At 57.9% G+C, this 18,508-nt stretch carries 11 protein-coding genes and 1 pseudogene; 8 read left to right on the forward strand and 4 right to left on the reverse strand.

Annotated elements, in window-relative coordinates:
• Positions 1 to 1,198 precede the first annotated feature (1,198 nt).
• The 3 genes and pseudogenes from U1703_RS18280 to U1703_RS19010 form a co-directional block, all read right to left on the reverse strand.
• Positions 1,199 to 3,781, reverse strand: coding sequence for an AAA-like domain-containing protein (locus tag U1703_RS18280; RefSeq protein ID WP_332786889.1), 2,583 nt, complete (start codon positions 3,779 to 3,781; stop codon positions 1,199 to 1,201).
• A 2-nt stretch (positions 3,782 to 3,783) separates the two neighbouring features.
• Positions 3,784 to 4,644: a hypothetical protein gene (locus tag U1703_RS18285; protein ID WP_332786880.1), complete on the reverse strand. Its 861-nt coding sequence runs from the start codon at positions 4,642 to 4,644 to the stop codon at positions 3,784 to 3,786.
• A 222-nt stretch (positions 4,645 to 4,866) separates the two neighbouring features.
• Positions 4,867 to 5,316, reverse strand: a pseudogene (locus U1703_RS19010) (esterase/lipase family protein); the annotation flags it as partial.
• A 915-nt stretch (positions 5,317 to 6,231) separates the two neighbouring features.
• Here U1703_RS19010 and U1703_RS18290 point away from each other — a divergent pair.
• From U1703_RS18290 to U1703_RS18320, 8 genes are all read left to right on the forward strand, one after another.
• Positions 6,232 to 6,507 (forward strand): hypothetical protein, encoded by a 276-nt coding sequence (locus tag U1703_RS18290; protein WP_332786881.1) that lies wholly within the window; start codon positions 6,232 to 6,234, stop codon positions 6,505 to 6,507.
• A gap of 261 nt (positions 6,508 to 6,768) precedes the next feature.
• Positions 6,769 to 7,452: an AAA family ATPase gene (locus U1703_RS18295; RefSeq protein ID WP_332786882.1), complete on the forward strand. Its 684-nt coding sequence runs from the start codon at positions 6,769 to 6,771 to the stop codon at positions 7,450 to 7,452.
• Entirely contained in the window at positions 7,449 to 7,814 is a 366-nt protein-coding gene (locus U1703_RS18300; protein WP_332786883.1) for a hypothetical protein, read from the forward strand. Before U1703_RS18295 ends, U1703_RS18300 begins: the two co-directional genes overlap by 4 nt.
• A 60-nt stretch (positions 7,815 to 7,874) precedes the next feature.
• Positions 7,875 to 9,115 (forward strand): IS3 family transposase gene (locus tag U1703_RS18305; protein WP_332786884.1). Its coding sequence is split into 2 segments (ribosomal slippage): positions 7,875 to 8,219 and positions 8,222 to 9,115, totalling 1,239 coding nucleotides; the frame shifts between segments, so codons are not numbered across the junction.
• 252 nt (positions 9,116 to 9,367) lie between these two features.
• A complete protein-coding gene (locus U1703_RS19015) occupies positions 9,368 to 10,129 on the forward strand; it encodes an ImuA family protein (protein WP_443025848.1) in 762 nt (253 codons plus the stop codon).
• A gap of 271 nt (positions 10,130 to 10,400) precedes the next feature.
• Entirely contained in the window at positions 10,401 to 11,828 is a 1,428-nt protein-coding gene (locus tag U1703_RS18310) for a Y-family DNA polymerase (protein WP_332786885.1), read from the forward strand.
• A complete protein-coding gene (locus U1703_RS18315) occupies positions 11,825 to 15,088 on the forward strand; it encodes an error-prone DNA polymerase (RefSeq protein WP_332786886.1) in 3,264 nt (1,087 codons plus the stop codon). The genes U1703_RS18310 and U1703_RS18315 overlap by 4 nt, the downstream gene beginning before the upstream one ends.
• Before the next feature lie 33 nt (positions 15,089 to 15,121).
• Entirely contained in the window at positions 15,122 to 15,379 is a 258-nt protein-coding gene (locus U1703_RS18320) for a hypothetical protein (RefSeq protein ID WP_332786887.1), read from the forward strand.
• A gap of 638 nt (positions 15,380 to 16,017) precedes the next feature.
• On the opposite strand, the gene U1703_RS18325 is transcribed toward U1703_RS18320, so the two are convergent.
• Positions 16,018 to 18,381 (reverse strand): conjugal transfer protein TraG N-terminal domain-containing protein, encoded by a 2,364-nt coding sequence (locus tag U1703_RS18325; RefSeq protein ID WP_332786888.1) that lies wholly within the window; start codon positions 18,379 to 18,381, stop codon positions 16,018 to 16,020.
• Between the last annotated feature and the right edge of the window lie 127 nt (positions 18,382 to 18,508).

An 18,508-nucleotide genomic window follows, 5' to 3' on the forward strand; every position in this document is an offset into this window, starting at 1 on the left:
GCCCGCCCTACGCCGCAACCAGCGCGAACGGTGCGCCCGTCATACCCGTCACGCTGCTCGACGAAGGGGGTCCCTTTTGCACGCCGATAGGGGGTCCTTTTTGGACGCCGATTGACACACCAGGATCACCAGACTCAACTGGCGAACCGCAGTCGGCTCCTGGTCCGACCTTGCCCTCCATACGATAAGGTAGCGCGCTTTCCAGTACCTCTGCGCCCAGCAGGTCTGGAAAGACATCCTCAAGCGGCCCGTAGAGGTTTTCGCGAAGCGTAGGACGCCGTCTTTCTGATCCCAGGCGAGGACAGGCGAACGCGGTGCCGACGTACATGGCAACTATGACCAAATGGCTCCAGAACGCCAAAGCGTCAGATATTCGATAGGATCGAGGGGGCGCAGGCCGTCGCACTCCATGCGTGCTGAGAAGCTGAAAGGCGGACGTCCACGACCTCCACCAGACCCGAAAGCGCGAAACCTCTCGTTCCGGATGGGCGGTGGTTGTGGAGGCCCTCAAAAAGCGGACGACCTGTAATTGGGGGGGGGGGGGCAGCGATAATTCTACGACCGGCATTGGCGGTCTGCTGCCGGACCGCTCAACGGGACAATAATGGCGGGTTACGGTAGAAGCGTCGTTTCCACCCGCTGATGGGAAGGGCTTAAGCTGGTCGGGATCTGCCGCACTTCCCTTCTGCCCTAACGGCCACTTCCAGCCGTTTAGGACAATCTCCAGGCTGCCTAATACCCACCACTCGTCTGATTAAGAGGGCCAATCGCTTACCGCAGCTTTCAATCAGTCTGCTTCGTATCCGCGGATCGCGCATTCTAATTGCAATCAGAGATCGACAATATGCCCGATGGCGTTCCAGTGGCTGTAAATGGTGCGGCCCGCGGCCCTGCGCAGTTTTGCTTTAGGCTTTGCAAACGCCTGCTCGATCAGGATTAAGTCGGCCCTGTAGGCCGGGATGAACAGAAGCCTAGCCCCGAGGCTTTTATGGCGGCACGCACAGCGGGTACCTTGCGCCTCGACAAGTTGTTCATGATTACCACGGCGCCACTGGCGAGTTCGCGCACAAGGACGCGGTTGACGTATGTGAGGAGTGCCAATTTTACCAGCGTTTGACGGCAGGCCCTGCGTATGGATTTCAGGGCCGTGCTCGCCATACATTGTTGCAAACGTGAGGATGGCTTTCCGAAGCATTTGCTAAATTCGACGTAGTGTCCCGTCCTTTAGACCCGCCGCAGCCTTCTTGTACTTCATGGCAGTACGCAATCCGGTTCTGGTATTAATTACCACAATTTCTTCATTTGGCTTAGTCGATGTTGGTTTTCGCTTCTGCAGAGCTAGAACTTTCAGTGCGTTGGCCTTCAGCTGGTCCTGAACCTGTCGCGTCATGTAAGACGACGCGTCAAGATCAGACCGTCGTGCTAACAAACTCACAACCTCCTGCGCTGCGACTATGGCATCTGGAACCTCAGCGGACATTCGGTGGACAATCATCTCATGGTAAATACAGAGCGCGAGTACGGACTTGTCCAATTTTTCGAAATCATCTCTATGAGAGCGAATAAATTCGATTATGACTTTCGCAGGGCCCAACCTACCTCGTGTGATTTCTTGTTGAATACGGTTTGATAACCGCAGAAGGTCTGCCGCTAGGACGGCATCGCTCCCGATTGAAGACCGAACGGTTATAAAGAAGTTTTCAAATGCACCCTCACCGTCTTGGCTGCCGCCGCTCAGATCTGCGATCGCATCCCTCAACCTCGCAGCCTCCATCAGACGGTGGGGTGCGACGTCAGCTCTCAGCTCATCCCGTTCCGTTAACATCCTAAACCCTGCCTGCGAAACACGGAGTTGGCCACCCTGACGAGCAACACTATTAACCACATCGAAAACCGCCTCGAATGGCTTATCCGAAGAACGCTTGCAAATCGCCTGCAATATGTTTCCGATCGCGATTTGATCTCCGATGAGCTCTGCAGCACCCAAAATGACGCCAAGGTGCCTTTTCTTGAACCCAACCTCTGTCTGAGATTCACCGTACGGCAAATCACCCGATGCAAGTTGCAACGCAACTTCAGATAGAACGCGCTCTTCAACGTTGCTGTATTCACCCTGTGACAATAAGCCTGCAGCGTAAAACGGCCGTTCATCTTCAACTGACGCTTCATATGCCTCTCGAAGAAAGGCTAAAGCTGAATCTCTATTTGAACTCAATAGGGCTTGACCTAGATTGAATAGACTGGCTGATCTAATCTCCTTCTTTTCGCCTTCGGTGAGATCCTGTTCACTTTCAATTCTTCTGATAACACGATTAGCTAATTCTACTGCTTCCAGCGCCGAAGTTTCGTCATCCCTGCTCAATTTCACAGTACTTAGCGCATGCAACGCGCGTAGCGCATAAAGACTATTTGTTCCGTTAGCAACTAAATCAAGTTCTCTTTCCGCGTCGTCGTAATCGCTGGCAACCAAATAAGAAAGGCCAAGGTGGTACCGCATTGCTAACCGGGCTTCTGGCGAACGAGTTTTCGAGATGGCCAAATTAAGAACGCGAGCTGCGTCCTCTGGGCGACCCAGATTATGAAGCACAATCCCATATTGATAAAGGTCGAGTTCGGCTAGGTCATCCTCTCTTCCCCCTTCAGCCATGTAACGATCATACAGGCGAAGCGCTTCAATGAATCTTTTATCCTTCGCTTGACTGTTTGCAGCGGTCAAAAGCCCGGCCTTGCCTTCTTCGACCTGCGCTAACCAATCTGCGGAAAGGGCCTCTTCGATAACTCTATTCTTGATAGTCGGAGCCTTGTTCGCTGAAGCCGTCGTGATTCCAGAGAGATAAAGCCGACTTTTGTCGCGATCTGAAAGTGTTGACCCCTTGCCATATAACAAGGCGACTAAGGCGTTCCTCAGCGAATGATCATTTTCCGCAAGATCTCGAATATGATCAATCGGTGGTCGATCAAACCGCTCAAAATAGAGGCGCTTGACGACCTCCTCCACGTCCAAAGCAGACACGACGACTTGGGCTCTCTGCATATCCTCTAGACTTGAGCATATATCCCAAGTCATCCTAGGATTTCCGCGAGCCCAATCGAATATTGCCTCCTCGACGTCCTGCCCAAACGAAAGGCCTGCCTTCCTTAAAAGCAATCCTTGCTCAGCTCTCGTGAAATCGTCTAAGTAAATCTTCTCGCCAATATTGAATGGCGAAATATTCTTGTCCTTGATTAGATCTGTCGGCTCAGCAACACCGGAAAGGACATACGTGAGGTTATTGTATATTGTATGATTTGCGCGAGCAAAATACATGCTCCTGATTTGCGCGAGTATACGATCAGAAAAGTCTAATCCGACTAAGGAGTCTATTTCATCCAATATTATAATAACAAACCGACCTTGGACCTTGGAGAGGCAAAGCCTGAGATGACGATCGTACTCAATGCCTGCCGAGTGATCCTGACTATCACGCTCCTTTTGTATGGCATGAGTGAGATCGCGGTCGTCGATAACCTCTAATAGGTCGTCGACAATCTTCCTGAAAAGTTCGCTCGCAGATGGAAATCCGGTTGAAAGGTCGATGAATATTGCAATCGAACCGGCGCCTTCCTGCTGCCTTTTCATACGAAGCAGCATATTGGTCTTGCCCATCTGTCTAGCGACAAGGACATACCCAGGCCGCCCCATATCCTCAACGATGGCGCGCAGCTGACGATCAGCCGCTCGTTCGACATACAGGCCATCCGGAACGATGGTCGTACCACGAAGAACTTTTGCTGTGTGCATGATCAAATGCTCTCTAAACGGATGCCATCGCAAACGCTATCGACGTCAGCCGGCGTCGCTATGCCGTTCCGAAACTTACGAAAAACAGCTTTCATCATTCGCGGAGAACCATCTGCAGCCGTTACAATCCGTTCTAGGGCCTCGTCCGATATCACGTTGTCCGATGCGGCTCTTATTACTGTGCCCAAGCCGAGCATTTGAGTCGTTGTCCAAGGGGACACAGGTATCAGCTGAACCATTTCTCGGGCTTTCGAGGAAATCGAATTTGATGGGTCATCAATCGCATGAATGGACGAAAGAAGCAGTCTTGCCTGCTGAGGGCGTTCAGACTCACTCCCTAAAAGCTCGACTACGGTCGCGATATGTTTTAAGAATTTGCTCAATTCGGCCGGCGGAAGCGGTATCTCCTCCACTACAATGCCCACCACCTCATCGGTGGCCTGCACTTCTATGGCTAATTTGAGCCGTCGCAGACGATTTGCCGCGCCAATCGCAATCTCCATACTTTGGCCGCCGTCTCGTATATTTAGAAGCTCTTCCGTCAGTGCCTCTACCATGTCATCTGCACCGGCGGCCTCATGGGTCGCAAGATTAATATGGATTAACCTCCACCCTGACAGACTTACAGCCCGCCGCAGTGATGCGGATTTCCCACATCCAGATCTGCCTGTAACCCATACATGGCTGCTGATGAGAACGTCAGCCAGAACCGAATCAAAATCTCTTGAGTAATAAAATTGCTCATGGGCAGGTGTGTAGATATCAAAAAGTGGGTCACCCAAAAGGGGGTTGGCTTGTTTTAACGAACCTTGTCGTGTGGAATTCGACTTTGTGCCTGATATTAGGAAATTTGAAACCGCCAAATATCGTATGTCATTGATGTCAACGGGGCTTACGATCGATCGATGGTCTGCCTCTATTAATAGAGACGCAGCATCAATCCCCTTATATGGGGAGCCGCTATGGTGTGGCACTACTCGATCAGACCCACCAAGAATGTATTTTATGGATAGCTTCGTGTCAGCCGCGCATCCAAGCCAATCAATGTTAAGACGCCTAAGGCCTTCCGAATCCTTAGCGAGAGTCTTTAGCTGGAAATGGGGGAAAGATAATAAGCTTGCTACATTAGCAAGGCTGGCCCCCGTATTAGGGACAGCTATTAGCACGAGATTGTCCACGAGCAGATCACGGTTCGATTTTAAAACATCTACTATGTACTGCCTAGCAATCAAGCCACCTAGACTATGAGCTACAATACTAACCGACGAGGATGCATGCCTTTCGTCAATTAGAGTTCGTAATCCATGCGCCAAATCAGCTAACATTGGAAGTGGCGGTGTAAAAGGTAGCCTGATAAGGCGGGTAGGGTATTGGTAATAGTCCAGATTGTAGCCATCGAATCTTGGGTCGGCGGCAAATTGGCGCTCCATTGCCGCCCACGTAGATTTCGCGGAACCTGACAACCCATGTATAAATACGATGCTATTTGCTGAGGATGCTCCGCTCGCAGACCTAGCACTTTCGAGTTGGCCCATTTTCGCTGCTGGACCTCGCTGGCTTGTCAACTGTATCCCCAACCTTTTGATCGCTGCCAGCGATACCTACGCTGAATCTATTTTGTAACACAAGGGTACGTCGTTAGTGCTGGGTGTTCGCTATATCGAGATGCCTTCCCATACGGCGTGATGTTTCCAAGCCTTTCCCGCACGATCTCTCTCAGCCTGCCGGTGCCCGAAGGAGTGCTGACCTGCCGCTCTGCGGGCCGCCCGTTTTTTTAGGCGTTTATGTTAATTGCGGCTCCCTCGTGTATGCTCACGCAGGATCGGAGAGCGGCCATTCGCCTGAGCAATCAGCTCGCCACCCCACCAAACTATATGAGCGATGTGTCCAAGCGCATGCCGGTCTGTCGCTTTCGTCTGCATCATGTCGAATTAGGCAAACGCCATTGCGGGAGGTTCTTAACTGCCGGAATAGCTTTGGCGGCCGGTATATCCCCTTTCTTTACGGCTTAATGGCCGTTTGATTCTCCCGCTCAGCCGCAAAAGGAGACAGGCCGAAAATTCACGACTGCCTGCATTCATGTCCCCCCCCCCCCCTGCCGTGTGAATGAACGTCGGCTTTCTCGCGATTGCTGTCCGAAAGCGGTCGGGCGGCTCTCACCAGGAACTGGACCTTCGCCACCCTGCCCTCCGTTCTGAACGAACGGCAGCTTACCGCGGTGAGCCACCCGAAAGCGGCCAGTCCGCAATCCATCAACGCTGGGCGTTCGATGCCCCCTACTCTCCCCTATCTGATGCGATGGTGGTATGAATAGGCTGCGGAAGTGAGCTCGTCCTCCGCCCGAGGGTCTAGAGCCCGATCAGGAGCAAGGGTCCCTTCCGCGTTGGTCAAAACCCTGAACAATTGCTTGAGAATGCTGATCCCGCACGACATGTACGGGAGCCTATATCATGCCACAAGCCGTCATCGGCTGCGACCTTTCCCCTGCCGTCATCGACATTTGCGACCTGCCATCGGGCCGGATCCGGCCGATCGCTAATACACCGGGTGTCATCGCCGCCTGGCTCGACACGCTCGATCACGACATCCGCCTCGTCTTCGAGACGACCGGCGGCTGCGACGGCGACCTGATCGCTAGGCGCGCGAGTTCGCCAGAGCCATCGGTACGCTGGCCAAGACCGACCGCGTCGATGCCCGCGTGCTCGCGCAGATCGGCACGGCGCTGAAACTGCCCGCTACCATCCCGCTCAGCCGAGTCCGCTCGAGCGGGTGACATCTAAAAATCCTATGCAAATCCATGGAAATAGAGTGACCCTCCATAGGATATCCATTTGGATATCCTATGAAAATGTATATTCTTTGAATGGTATAGCACGACCATATGCGAAGGAATTGAGAGCTATATTCATGTGGGGGCGATATGCTATGAGCTGTATATCAACCGCATGTAAGCCGCTTCGGCGGTCGCAGAAGGACCAGATTCACTTATGCCCGCCATATCTGTAGCCAATCCCAAGGGTGGGGCAGGCAAAACGACGCTGACTTTTATCTTGGCGGGAGAGCTTGCTCGTATCGGAGCGTCGGTTGTCGTGATTGACGCCGATCCAAATGCAATTATTGCCAAATGGGGACGACGTAGAGATGAGGAAGGTAAGGGGCATCCCTTCCAGATTGTGGCGACCCCCAAAGAATCTGAGTTGGTGAAGGTGATTGACAATTTAACCGCTAGCCATGATTTTGTCCTGATTGACTTGGAAGGAACGGCGTCACGCATGACGTCCCGAGCTTTCGCAAGGTCACACCTGGTTCTTATACCATTCAATCTGTCACCAATTGATGCAGAATTGGCTGCGAATGCTGTCGCTCTTATTCATGAAGAGGCTGAGGCGATGGGACGGACTATACCATATCGCTTAGTCCGAAGTCGAGATAACGCAGCAATCGAAACCAAGACTGCTAAACGTATCACTGCCGCAATTCGGGAGGCAGAACTGCCCCTTCTGGAGAAGGGATTAGTAGAGCGAGCTGCGTATCGTGACGTCTTCGATTTCGCGTGCACTCTTGAAGAGTTAAGCGAGGACCGTACGTCCGGCTTAGAAGCCGCGAAGAAAAACGCTTTTGAAATGACCCGTGCGGTTGTTGAAGCGGTAAAAGCGGAGATTGCACGATGACGAGCTATGGTTTTGGCAAAAAGCCAACCGCCGCAACCGGAAATGATAAAAGCGCCGATCGGATAGATTTAGCAGGAATAAATAGGCAGCCAGTTGCTGTTGATCCTAGGCGCGAAGAGGACGCAATCAAACGTGGAGCTGCCATGGGTTTTGTTGATCGCGCTGAACGCTCGGAAGCAGATCCAATCACTGAAACGCGGACCGTAATCAGGCGACAGCGCAGAATGAGTGCTAAAAGGGATTTATACATAAAAGGTCCCGCTGAGACATTGGATTGGTTTATCCAATACACCAATGACCGTGGTCATAGGGCTTATTGGGAGGCACTTGAGGAACTACGTGCTTTAGTGGAGAAGGGCTGACTGTGAGGTGGCCCCTCAAATGACCTGACAGGGTCTCGCTCTTAGATAAGAGTGAGGCATATGACTGACGGTACGACTAGGCGTTACAACGACGGCGAGGTTCTCTCCGGTGTGCAGCGCCGGAGGCGGTGGACACCGGAGGAAAAGGTCCGGATCGTCGAGGAGACGTATTTGCCGGGGATGAGCGTGTCGCTTGTTGCCCGCCAGCACGGCATCAGCGGCAGCCAGGTCTTCACATGGCGCCGGCTGATGAACCAGGGCGCGTTGACTGCTGCCGCAGCCGGCGAGGAAGTGGTGCCAGCGTCCGAGTACCGGGCGCTTGAGGCGCAGGTGCGCGAACTGCAGCGGCTGCTGGGCAAGAAGGCCATGGAGAACGAGCTGCTGCGCGAGGCCGTGTCCCGGGCCGCAGGCCCAAAAAAACTGCTGTTGCGCTCGACCTCGTTGCCAGGGGACGTTCTGTGACCGCGGTCGCCGACGCGCTCGGCATTGCCCGCCCGCATCTGTCCGCGATGCGCAACCGACCACCGCCACGACCGCGAGGACGACCGCCGCTACCAGATGCCGATCTAATCGCTGACATCCGGCTGCTCCTTGCCGATCTGCCGACCTACGGCTACCGCCGCGTCCATGCCCTGCTGCGCCGCCAGGCAGAAAAGGACGGGCGCAAAAGCCCCAACGTCAAACGCGTCTACCGTGTCATGAAGGCGCACGGGCTCTTGCTCCAGCGGGGCGGCGAACGGCGCGAACACCGTCGTCACGACGGCCGCGTGGCAGTCGATCAGCGCAACACTCGCTGGTGTTCCGACGGACTGGAGATCGCCTGCGACAACGGCGAGAAGGTGCGCGTCGCGTTCGCGCTCGACTGCTGTGACCGCGAGGCGATGGGGCATGTGGCTACCACGGGCGGCATCACCGCCGAGGACGTGCAGGACTTGATGGTCGCAACCGTCGAGCACCGTTACGGCCGGGTGAACCACGTACCCGAGCCGATCGAGTGGCTGACGGATAACGGCAGCTGCTACACCGCTCGCGACACCCGCACCTTTGCTCGCGGCATCGGGCTGGTCCCGCGCACGACCCCGGTCAGCAGCCCGCAGTCCAACGGCATGGCTGAGGCGTTCGTCCGCACCCTCAAGCGCGACTATGTCCGCGTGAACCCCAGGCCAGACGCGCAGACCGTCATCGCCCAGCTGCCAGCCTGGATTGACCACTATAACGAGGTGCATCCACACCGTGCCCTCGGCTACAGATCACCCCGCGAGTTCATCGCGACAACACGCGAGGCCCTGTCAGCCATTTAGGGGGCAACAACAGACTGCCCCTTGAATGCCCAAAGCTACTGATAGAGCTCAGGCCGCCAAAGCACACACAGCGCGCCGTGAGGGGGTAGTTAGCAGTTTGCAAGCCTCGTTGTGAACGCCGGTTCCTCCCCTCTGTCTAAAGGTGGCCGCGAATGCGCTTATCCACATCAAATGCGCTGGCTCGGACTGGAACTGCTTGACGGCTTTCCAGAATGCTAGGAACATAAAGGGAACATATAGAGTTAGCCCATTATGTCCGTAGCCGGTCCGTCCCCCACGCCAAACTTAGCTCACTTGCGGGCTATCGCTGCACCGGGTTGCGGTTATCGAGTACTTCCGTTTGGCATTGGCGCAATCGACAGCCGGCTCAGGGAGGGCGGGCTACGTGCCGGTGCCCTTCATGAAGCAGCTGCTGTAAATAACACGCTCACCGACGATGCTGCCGCCACACTTTTTCTTGCCGGAATTGCAGCCCGTGAGGCAGCGCGTGCAAGTGGTCAGGTGCTGTGGGCAAGTTCCAGGGGCGACTTATACGCCCCCGCATTGGAGCAAGCAGGCTTGTCGTCGGCAAATACGATTCATGCCCAACCTCGGGACGAACTGTCCCTTTTAGCAGTTGTTGAAGATGCCGTCCGCGACGGCACACCAACCGCTATTGTCGCCGAAGCGAGCAGAGTGTCGATGGTGGCAACCCGCCGTCTGCAGTTAGTCGCGGCTGAAGCGGACATGCCAGTGCTGCTGTTCCGCCGGCCGAGGGGGAGAAATCAGGATGCCTTTGCCGAACCGTCGGCTGCCTGGACGCGCTGGCGTATAGGCGCTGCGCCGTCCGAGCGCTTGTCCGCTCCTGGAGTGGGGAGGGCGCGTTGGTCCATCGAGCTCGCGCGACAGCGCGGAGGTGAGGGTTTTTCCCTGATTGTGGAGGGTTGCGATGAGACGGGTCGTCTCGCTGTTCCTGCCGAATCTAGCCATCGAACGGCTAAGACGGCAGGACCGGTCCGCATCGCAGCCGCCTGAACGGCAAGTCCTGCAGCTGCCGGTCGACGATAACCCCGGTGCGTGTTCCGTGCCTAGGGGTGGCGGGTGGCGGCCTGGGGCGCGGTGGGCTCATGGCGGCGTGCCATCCAGAGCGGATGTCGAGGCTCAGATCGCCGAGTTACCGACCCATGCCAAGCCACCAATGCGGGAGTTGGGGCGGCGTTCTGAACCTGCGGTCCATCCCTATAAAGGGGGAGTGCCTGTACGATCTGTGAGCGAGCCGACGGCTATCGCCACCGTACTTTCGCCATTGGCGCTGATCGACAAAGTCGGCCGACGCGAAGAGGTCGTAGCCGCCTGCGAGGGGGCCAGGGCGCTCGGTATCTACCCGGGCATGGCAGCCACGCATGCGCGTGCGCTGGTCTCGGATCTCGATTTCCGGCCCGCCGATCCGGAAGCGGATCAGGCCATTCTCGATCGCCTGGCTCTGCTTGCGGTGCGCCGCTGGTCGCCGATTGCAGCCGTAACGCCACATGATGGGCTCTGGATCGACCTGACTGGATGCGACCACCTGCACGGCGGGGAGGAACGGTTCTGCAAACGCCTGTTGGCGTTCTGCAGGCGCGCAGGCTTTACTGCCCGCATAGCGGTCGCGGACACGCCCGGCGCGGCCTTCGCCCTGGCACGCTATGGACGCGACGAGCTGGCCCGGATTGAGCCAGGCGGCATCGCGAACGCCCTGGCGCCGCTGCCGATCGCGTCATTGAGGCTTGCCCCGTCTGCGATCAGCGCCGCCCGCCGGTTCGGTTTTGAGCGTGTTGCCGATTTGCTGCCAGTCGCGCGAGGACCGCTGGCCAGGCGGTTGGGCCTGCCGGCGATCACGCGCCTTGACCAGGCTCTCGGAGCCGTTGCCGAGCCCATCGCGCCGCGTATCGATGTCGAGCTGCCGATCGCCCAGCGGCGTCTTCTCGAACCGATCGGGACGGCCGAGGCCATCGAGCAGGTCATGAAAGACCTGTTATGCGACCTCGCAAACGTCCTGCGAGAGAAGGGGCTGGGCGCGCGATCACTGCGCCTGACGGGCCTGCGCGTCGATGGCACCGAACAGAATGTCGCGGTCGGGACCTCGCGGCCGACGCGCGAAGTGTCGCATCTCCTGCGCCTGTTCAAGCTGCGCATCGATCGGATCGACCCTGGCATGGGCATTGAGCAGTTCCATATGATCGCGGCGCATACTGAGCCGCTCGATGCTGTCGACCTGGGGGCCGTCCTCGCCGGCGAAACGCTGGTGCGAGATCCGGCGCGGCTGGTCGACGTCATCGCCGGCCGTATCGGCCCGTCAGCCGTCTTCCGCCTGGCGCCAGTGGAAAGCCATGTGCCGGAGCGAGCCGTCACCCGCTCCGACCCGCTTGTCATGCCCGGCAAATGGCCCGCGTGGAAGCGGCCTGTTCGGCTGTTCGCGCGGCCGGAGCCTCTCGCGCGTGTCATGGCGCTGATGCCCGACCAGCCCCCACGGCGGTTTGAGTGGCGAGGGCAGACCCACAAGATCGTGGCCGGCGACGGGCCGGAGCGCATCCATGGAGAATGGTGGCGGCGAGACGCGGAAGTGTGGGCGGTGAGGGACTATTACCGTGTCGAGGATGAGGCGGGTGGCCGGTACTGGGTTTTCCGGCGTGGAGACGGCTTCGAGGATGAAACCGGTGATCTGTCGTGGTGGATGCACGGGGTCTTCGGATGACCCACTATGTCGAGCTGCAGGTCCTAACCCACTTCACGCTGCTGCGCGGCGCGTCGTCGTCTGAAGAACTATTCTCGGCCGCCAGCGTGCTTGGCTATCCTGCGATCGGGATAAGCGACATCGGCACGGTCGCGGGTGTCGTGCGCGCCTGGGAAGCGCAGAAGATCACCGGCGTCCGCTCGATCGCCGGCACCCGCGTCGACCTATCATGCGGGCGCCGGCTGCTGCTCTATCCGACCGATCGGCCAGCCTGGTCCCGCATCACGAGGCTGCTGACGGTTGGAAAAAAACGGGCAGGGAAGGGGGGCTGCCTCCTGCACTGGCACGACCTGCAGCCATGGTCCGAGGGCATCATCGCCATCCTGCTTCCGCACGAGGCGGATGAGGAGAATCTAGCAGCGCTGGCGGATCTGAAGGCGGTGTTCGGCCGCCGGGGGTACATGGCCCTCTTTCAGCGCCGGAGGCCAGACGATGCGGTGCGCATCGATGCGCTGGCAAGGCAAGCCGGTGGTGCCGGCGTGCGTGCGGTCGTCACGGGTGATGTGCTCTATCACGCGCCTGAAGCGCGCCTGCTGCAGGACGTGGTGACGGCCGTGCGCGAGAAATGCACCGTCGACGAGCTGGGCTATCGGCGTGAGGTCAACGCTGATCGCGCACTCAAATCTCCGGACGAGATGGTCAGGCGCTTCCGGGCGTATCCTGACGCGCTGCAGGCCAGCGTCGACATCGCCAAGCTATGCACCTTCGACCTGGGCGAGCTGGCCTATCAATATCCGCACGAGCGCGTGATCGAGGGGCTGACAGCGCAAGAGGCGCTCGAACAGCTGGCAGGGGAGGCTGTCGAGCGGATGTTCAATGGCGCTGTGCCGCAAGCCTATCGCGATCAGATCGCGCACGAGCTGCGCCTGATCGCCGAGCTGGGCTATGCGCCCTATTTCCTGACCGTTCATTCGATCGTCCGCGAAGCGCGCCGGCGCGGCATCCTGTGCCAGGGCCGCGGGTCGGCCGCCAATAGCTGCGTCTGTTTCGTCCTGGGCGTGACCTCGATTGATCCGATCAAGCATGAGTTGCTGTTCGAGCGCTTCGTGTCCGGCGAACGACGCGAACCTCCTGACATCGATGTCGATTTCGAACACGAGCGCCGCGAGGAGATCATCCAGTGGATCTATGAGACCTATGGACGTGACCGCGCAGCGCTGACGGCCGTCGTAACCCGATATCGTGCACGCGGCGCAGTGCGCGATGTCGGCAAAGCGCTCGGTCTACCTGAAGATCTGACGTCATCGCTTGCCGGCCTGGTCTGGGGCTGGTCGGCCGAGGGCGTGAGCGAAAAGCAGGTCGAGGAGCTGAACCTCGATATTGGCGATCGTCGCTTGCGGCTGACGCTGGATCTCGCGCGCAAGCTGATCGGCGTGCCCCGCCATATGAGCCAGCATCCGGGCGGCTTCGTCCTCACGCATGATCGCCTCGACGACCTGGTGCCGATCGAGCCCGCCGCGATGGCCGACCGCCAGATCATCGAGTGGGATAAGGATGATATCGACAGTCTGAAATTCATGAAGGTCGACATTCTGGGGTTGGGCATGCTCGGTTGCATGAACCGCGCCTTCAACATGCTGGAGGCGGAAAAGGGCCTCCGCGTCGAGATGGCCGACCTGCAGGACGATGATCCGGCCGTCTATGCGATGATCCAGAAGGCAGACACGCTCGGGACGTTCCAGATTGAGAGCCGGGCGCAGATGAGCATGCTGCCGCGCATGAAGCCGCGACGCTTCTACGATCTGGTCATCCAGGTGGCGATCGTCCGGCCCGGGCCGATCCAGGGCGACATGGTCCATCCCTATCTACGCCGTCGTGAAGGGTTGGAGCGCCCCGAATATCCGCGCCCCGAACTGCGCGCTGTGCTGGAAAAGACGCTTGGCGTTCCGCTCTTCCAGGAGCAGGCGATGAAAGTCGCGATCGTCGGTGCAGGCTTCACCCCGGCCGAGGCGGATCAGCTGCGCCGCGCCATGGCGACGTTCAAGTTCACCGGCGGGGTCAGCCACTTTAGCGACAAGCTGGTCGAGGGCATGGTCTCGCGTGGCTATCCGCGCGAATTTGCCGAGCGCACGTTCCGGCAGCTCGAAGGCTTCGGCTCATACGGCTTTCCGGAGAGCCACGCGGCATCATTCGCCAAGATTTCCTATGCGTCGTGCTGGATGAAACATCATCATCCTGACGTTTTCTGCGCCGCGCTGATGAACGCCCAGCCGATGGGCTTCTACGCACCGGCCCAGATCGTCCGTGACGCGCGTGAACACGGCGTCGAGGTGCTGCCCCCATGTGTGAACGCGAGCCGTTGGGATTGCACGCTGGAGCCCAACGGCGGACGTTTCCTGGCGGTCCGCCTTGGTCTCCGACAGATCCGGGGCCTATCCAATGCCGACGGCGCCAAGATCGTCGCTGCGCGCAGCACGGCCGCCTATGACAGCATCGACGATGTCTGGCGGCGATCGGGGGCGCAGCGCGCCGCGATCGAGAAGCTGGCGGACGGAGATGCCTTCCATAGTCTCAGTACCGATCGGAGGCAGGGGCTCTGGAAGGTGCGTGGGCTGGGGGAGGCTCCTCTGCCGCTGTTCGCCGCAGCCGACCGAACCGCTCAAACCATCAGCGCGGAAGGAATCGAGCCAGAGGTGGCGTTGCGGCCGCTGACTGACGGCCGGGAGGTGATCGAGGACTATCGCAACCTTCAGCTGTCGCTGCGCGCCCACCCGCTGACCTTCGTGCGTGACGAGCTGCGCCGGCGGGGCGTCACCAGATGCGCGGATCTCGCCAGCCTTCGCGACGGCCGCCATGTCGAGGTCGCCGGAATCATCCTGGTCCGCCAGAAGCCGGGAAGCGCCAAGGGGGTCCTGTTCATCACGATCGAGGATGAGACGGGGGTCGCCAATGGCATCTTGTGGCCCGATCGGTTTGAAGCGCAGCGCCGCACGGTCATGTCGGCCTCGATGGTCGGTCTGAAGGGGCGGGTGCAAAAGGAAGGCGATGTGATCCACGTCATCTGTGACCGGATCATAGATCACGGTGATCTTCTGACTCAGGTCGGCGAGATGTCCTTTCCACACCGCACCGGTCGTGGCGACGCCGGCCAGCATCCCGGCTCTCCGGATCGCGGGGACAAGGGCTGGAGCCCCGAGCCGCGCAATTGCTATTGGCCGCCCCATGCCGACGGCATGGACCCCGAACAGGTCGTGCGCTTCAAGTCGCACGACTTTCATTGAGCCATGTCACAGCTTCCGAAGCATCAGCGCGTCGTGATCGCGCTGTCGGTCCATATCCTGCGCGCCGGCGTCGCGCGCTGCTCGGATGTGCGCGTCGACGGGATCGAGGTGCGCCTGGCACTGCGCTGTCTCCTGCCGCATTGCCCAGAGCGGTGGCCTCTTGAGTTGTATTGGGATGCGGCCTGCCAGGACAATGAAATCGGAAGGGCGCAGGGCGTCACCGCTGCGTTCAATGGGATCGTCAGACAGCTGCGGCGCGCAGGATGCTATGAGGAGATAACACCGTCATGAAACGGGCTGTGTGAATGGCGCGATCGAACGAGCCCGCCTATAAAACCCTCGCTGAATGGGCTGAAGACCGTGCCGATATGCGGATCGTCTGCACATGCGGGCGCACCATCAATTTGCCTGCCGGGCAAATCATCAAGCGGTTTCGGTTCGAGGGAGCAGTATCGACAGCGGCAGGGCGGCTAAAATGTAGCTCTTGCGGCCGTCGCGCTCATGCCACCATGACGCCGGTTCCGATCCTGCGTCGTTGAGATACGTTCCTTAGCTGCCGATTTATTCACTTGATGCTGGGAAGGCATATGAAAATCAGGCATTGTTCGGAGAACATTTAGGGAATATAGTAGTTTTAGCTCATATATGGCGCGAGGTATAAGATGGATGATCATCACCAGACGGAAAGCTGGTTCGATCCCTCGAACCCCTATCGCTACTATCCAATGCAAAATTGGATCGGTGCAGATCGCCCATCCGTCAGCCGCGATGCTGCGGACATGAACTATGTCCCGGATCGACAAATCTCAATGAAAAGGTTCCTTTTCATAGCTATCCCCTTTGTGGGGATAGCTTTAGGAATTCTCATTTATCAGTTTGCCTGCCTATTTATGGGCTATCGATAATAGCTATTAGCACAGGCGGAGGCTCTATAGCCTGCGCCTATGCTGCTCAGCGAGGAGCCTTCCCGCTCCTTCTGTAATCACCTGATCTTGATCTGACCTGTCTGCCTTGTTGGTGCCCACAGGCTCGGGGCTGCCAAGTTGCTGCCCGCCAGAATAGCGGCTGCTTACAGAGGCCTCATTGCCCACCTTCGGAACATCCATCCCCTGAAGGGCTGGATCATTGAGGGCCTGTTGGATGTCACTTTCAATGGCACTCTGGCGCTCCGCCGACCACTTTGAGATCACCGCGTTGCGCGCCATTTCCTGCGTGGGGCTAACGCTGGTCGCGTAAAGTGCAGGCAAATTCGCGCCTGGGTTGTCGCGTTCCTGCCGCGAATAGAAGTTCGCAAGGTCCTGGCGAAGGTCCGTGGACAAGTTGAATCCGTTGGTTTCAGCGAAGCTGGCCTGCTGCTCCAGAGAGCGTGACAGCTCACGGTAATGACGGGCCGACTCATTGTAGGACTGGATTTTGCTAAGCGATTCCTCCTCCGCTTTGGTGAATGCTTCGCTGCTTTGTGAACGGGAGAAAGAGCCTTCTTGGTAAAACGTGCCATCATTGATGCTAGCAGAGGCCGAGGTTCCGTGTTCCTCAGAAATGCCATCAGTCCGAGAAGAACTGTGGTCTTTGCTACCGTGCGAGGATTTCGTGTCATTTGTTAGGTCAGCTGTAGTGTAGGAGCGATCCCAACCAAGATTGCCACTGAGCGCTGCGCCGATCTTCCCACCAATGCCTTGACCGCCTGGTGAACCGACGCCAGCGCCAGCGCTTGCAGTCCCACGCAGATCCACCCCTCCAGAATAACGATCCGCGTAATTGGTATTGGACCCCGAGCTCTTCTCGTGGCGGGTGCCGCTAGACACGCTGTCGCGATCCTCAATACCAGCCCTGTCCGTGATGCCGCGACGATCGCTCTGCTCGGTGCTCGATCCTCCGCGGATTCCCGAGCTGCTATCAAAGCCATGCGAGGTTTCATTCGTCTGCGAGTGTGAATTACGCAGCGCCTGAAGGTGTTGAACCTCGCGCCGGCTGGCCTCCTCGTAGCCGTCAGCAATGCGCGCGGACATACTGGCCTGGCTACTCTTAGTTGCAACCGCGCCCTGCGTAGCCGTGGGCGTGAAGCCCGTACTCGAGATGGCGTTCGACATATTATAGACTTCGTTGCCATCGCCATAGGTCGAGACGTTCGTGCCGTTGTCGGTGCGCCGCGTGAACGCGGAGGCACCCGTCATATAGGTCGGCGCATCGGACCACTGATTGCTTTGATGCATGTTTCCCGACGAGTTGGCATAGCTGACATTGCCATAGCTGTAGTTGCCGGTTGTCTGCTCCAGTGCTGCCGCTTCAGCGGCATTCTGCGCTGGTGCCAGAATGGAGGTGGCTTGACCGCCGATCGACAAAGCACCCTTAGCGAGGCCTGCCGCAAGGAAGGGGACGCTCATGAGCATATAGCCAGCGATCGTTGCCGTCTCGTTGTAGACTTCCCCCATCGCGTTGAAGTTGGCGAGGGTGAAATACCCCTCCGAAGTACCGCGCACCAAGTTCGCTTCTCTTGTCATCGCGATCATGTGGATGATGACATACATCGGCCCCCAAGACGCAAGATAGAAGAAGCCAGCGACATATCCTTTGAGTGTTTGTATGCCCGTCTGGGGCAGAAGGAAGAGTGGGAATATGACGGGAAACATAGCGTAGAATACACATGTCAGAACGATACTGAGCAGGGGAACCCACGTCATCGCCTGATGGGCGATAGAGTTATAGGTATTCTCGGCTTGAGTCTGGGCTCGCGTCGAGGCGAAGGCGTCGATCGACCCGCTGCCGGTTCCACTAGCCATACCGTCACGGGCTTGCATAAACGCATTGATCAGCATCGTCTGGCGCGTGATCTGGAACGTGTCCTGCGGTTGGCCCATCATATAGACCAGGGACGGAGGTATCAGACCTGCAAGATAATTATACTGGTTGTCCCAACGAACATTTGGGAAGGTGTCTGTTCCCCAGATAGGGCGGAACTCACCTCCCGAGCCTTGGAATATATCTGAATCGATGTTGTTGTATGCAACCCGACAGGTCACGATCTCGCGTGTCGCGCCAAGCCCAGCCATATCGGAATATGGAACCGATAAAGCCTCCGATCCCGGTCCCATCTCTTTAAAGATATCTGGAGCCGTCATCAGGTTGGGAAGATACGCCTGTCCAAGCATGATCTGCGGAAATAAGCAGCTCTTCATATAGGCCTGAACATTCTGAGCAATGATCGGATCGCGTATCTGCATGGTCCGAACCTGCTCCAGAAGCTTGGCGCCAAAGATCATGCCATTGCTCTGGAGTTTCAAAGTGTGCGGCATCTGGAAAACGTGACCTGCTCCCCATTTTCAGGCCACCGATAAGTTAGCTTCGGTGTCCTCATGCCCGTGGCGCGGGCGGTTGGTGAAGTCGGCGGGTGCCATGCCGCCGAGGCTGCTGTGCGGACGC

Origin of the sequence: Sphingomonas flavida (assembly GCF_036663655.1) — a bacterium.
Taxonomy (GTDB): Bacteria; Pseudomonadota; Alphaproteobacteria; order Sphingomonadales; family Sphingomonadaceae; genus Sphingomonas.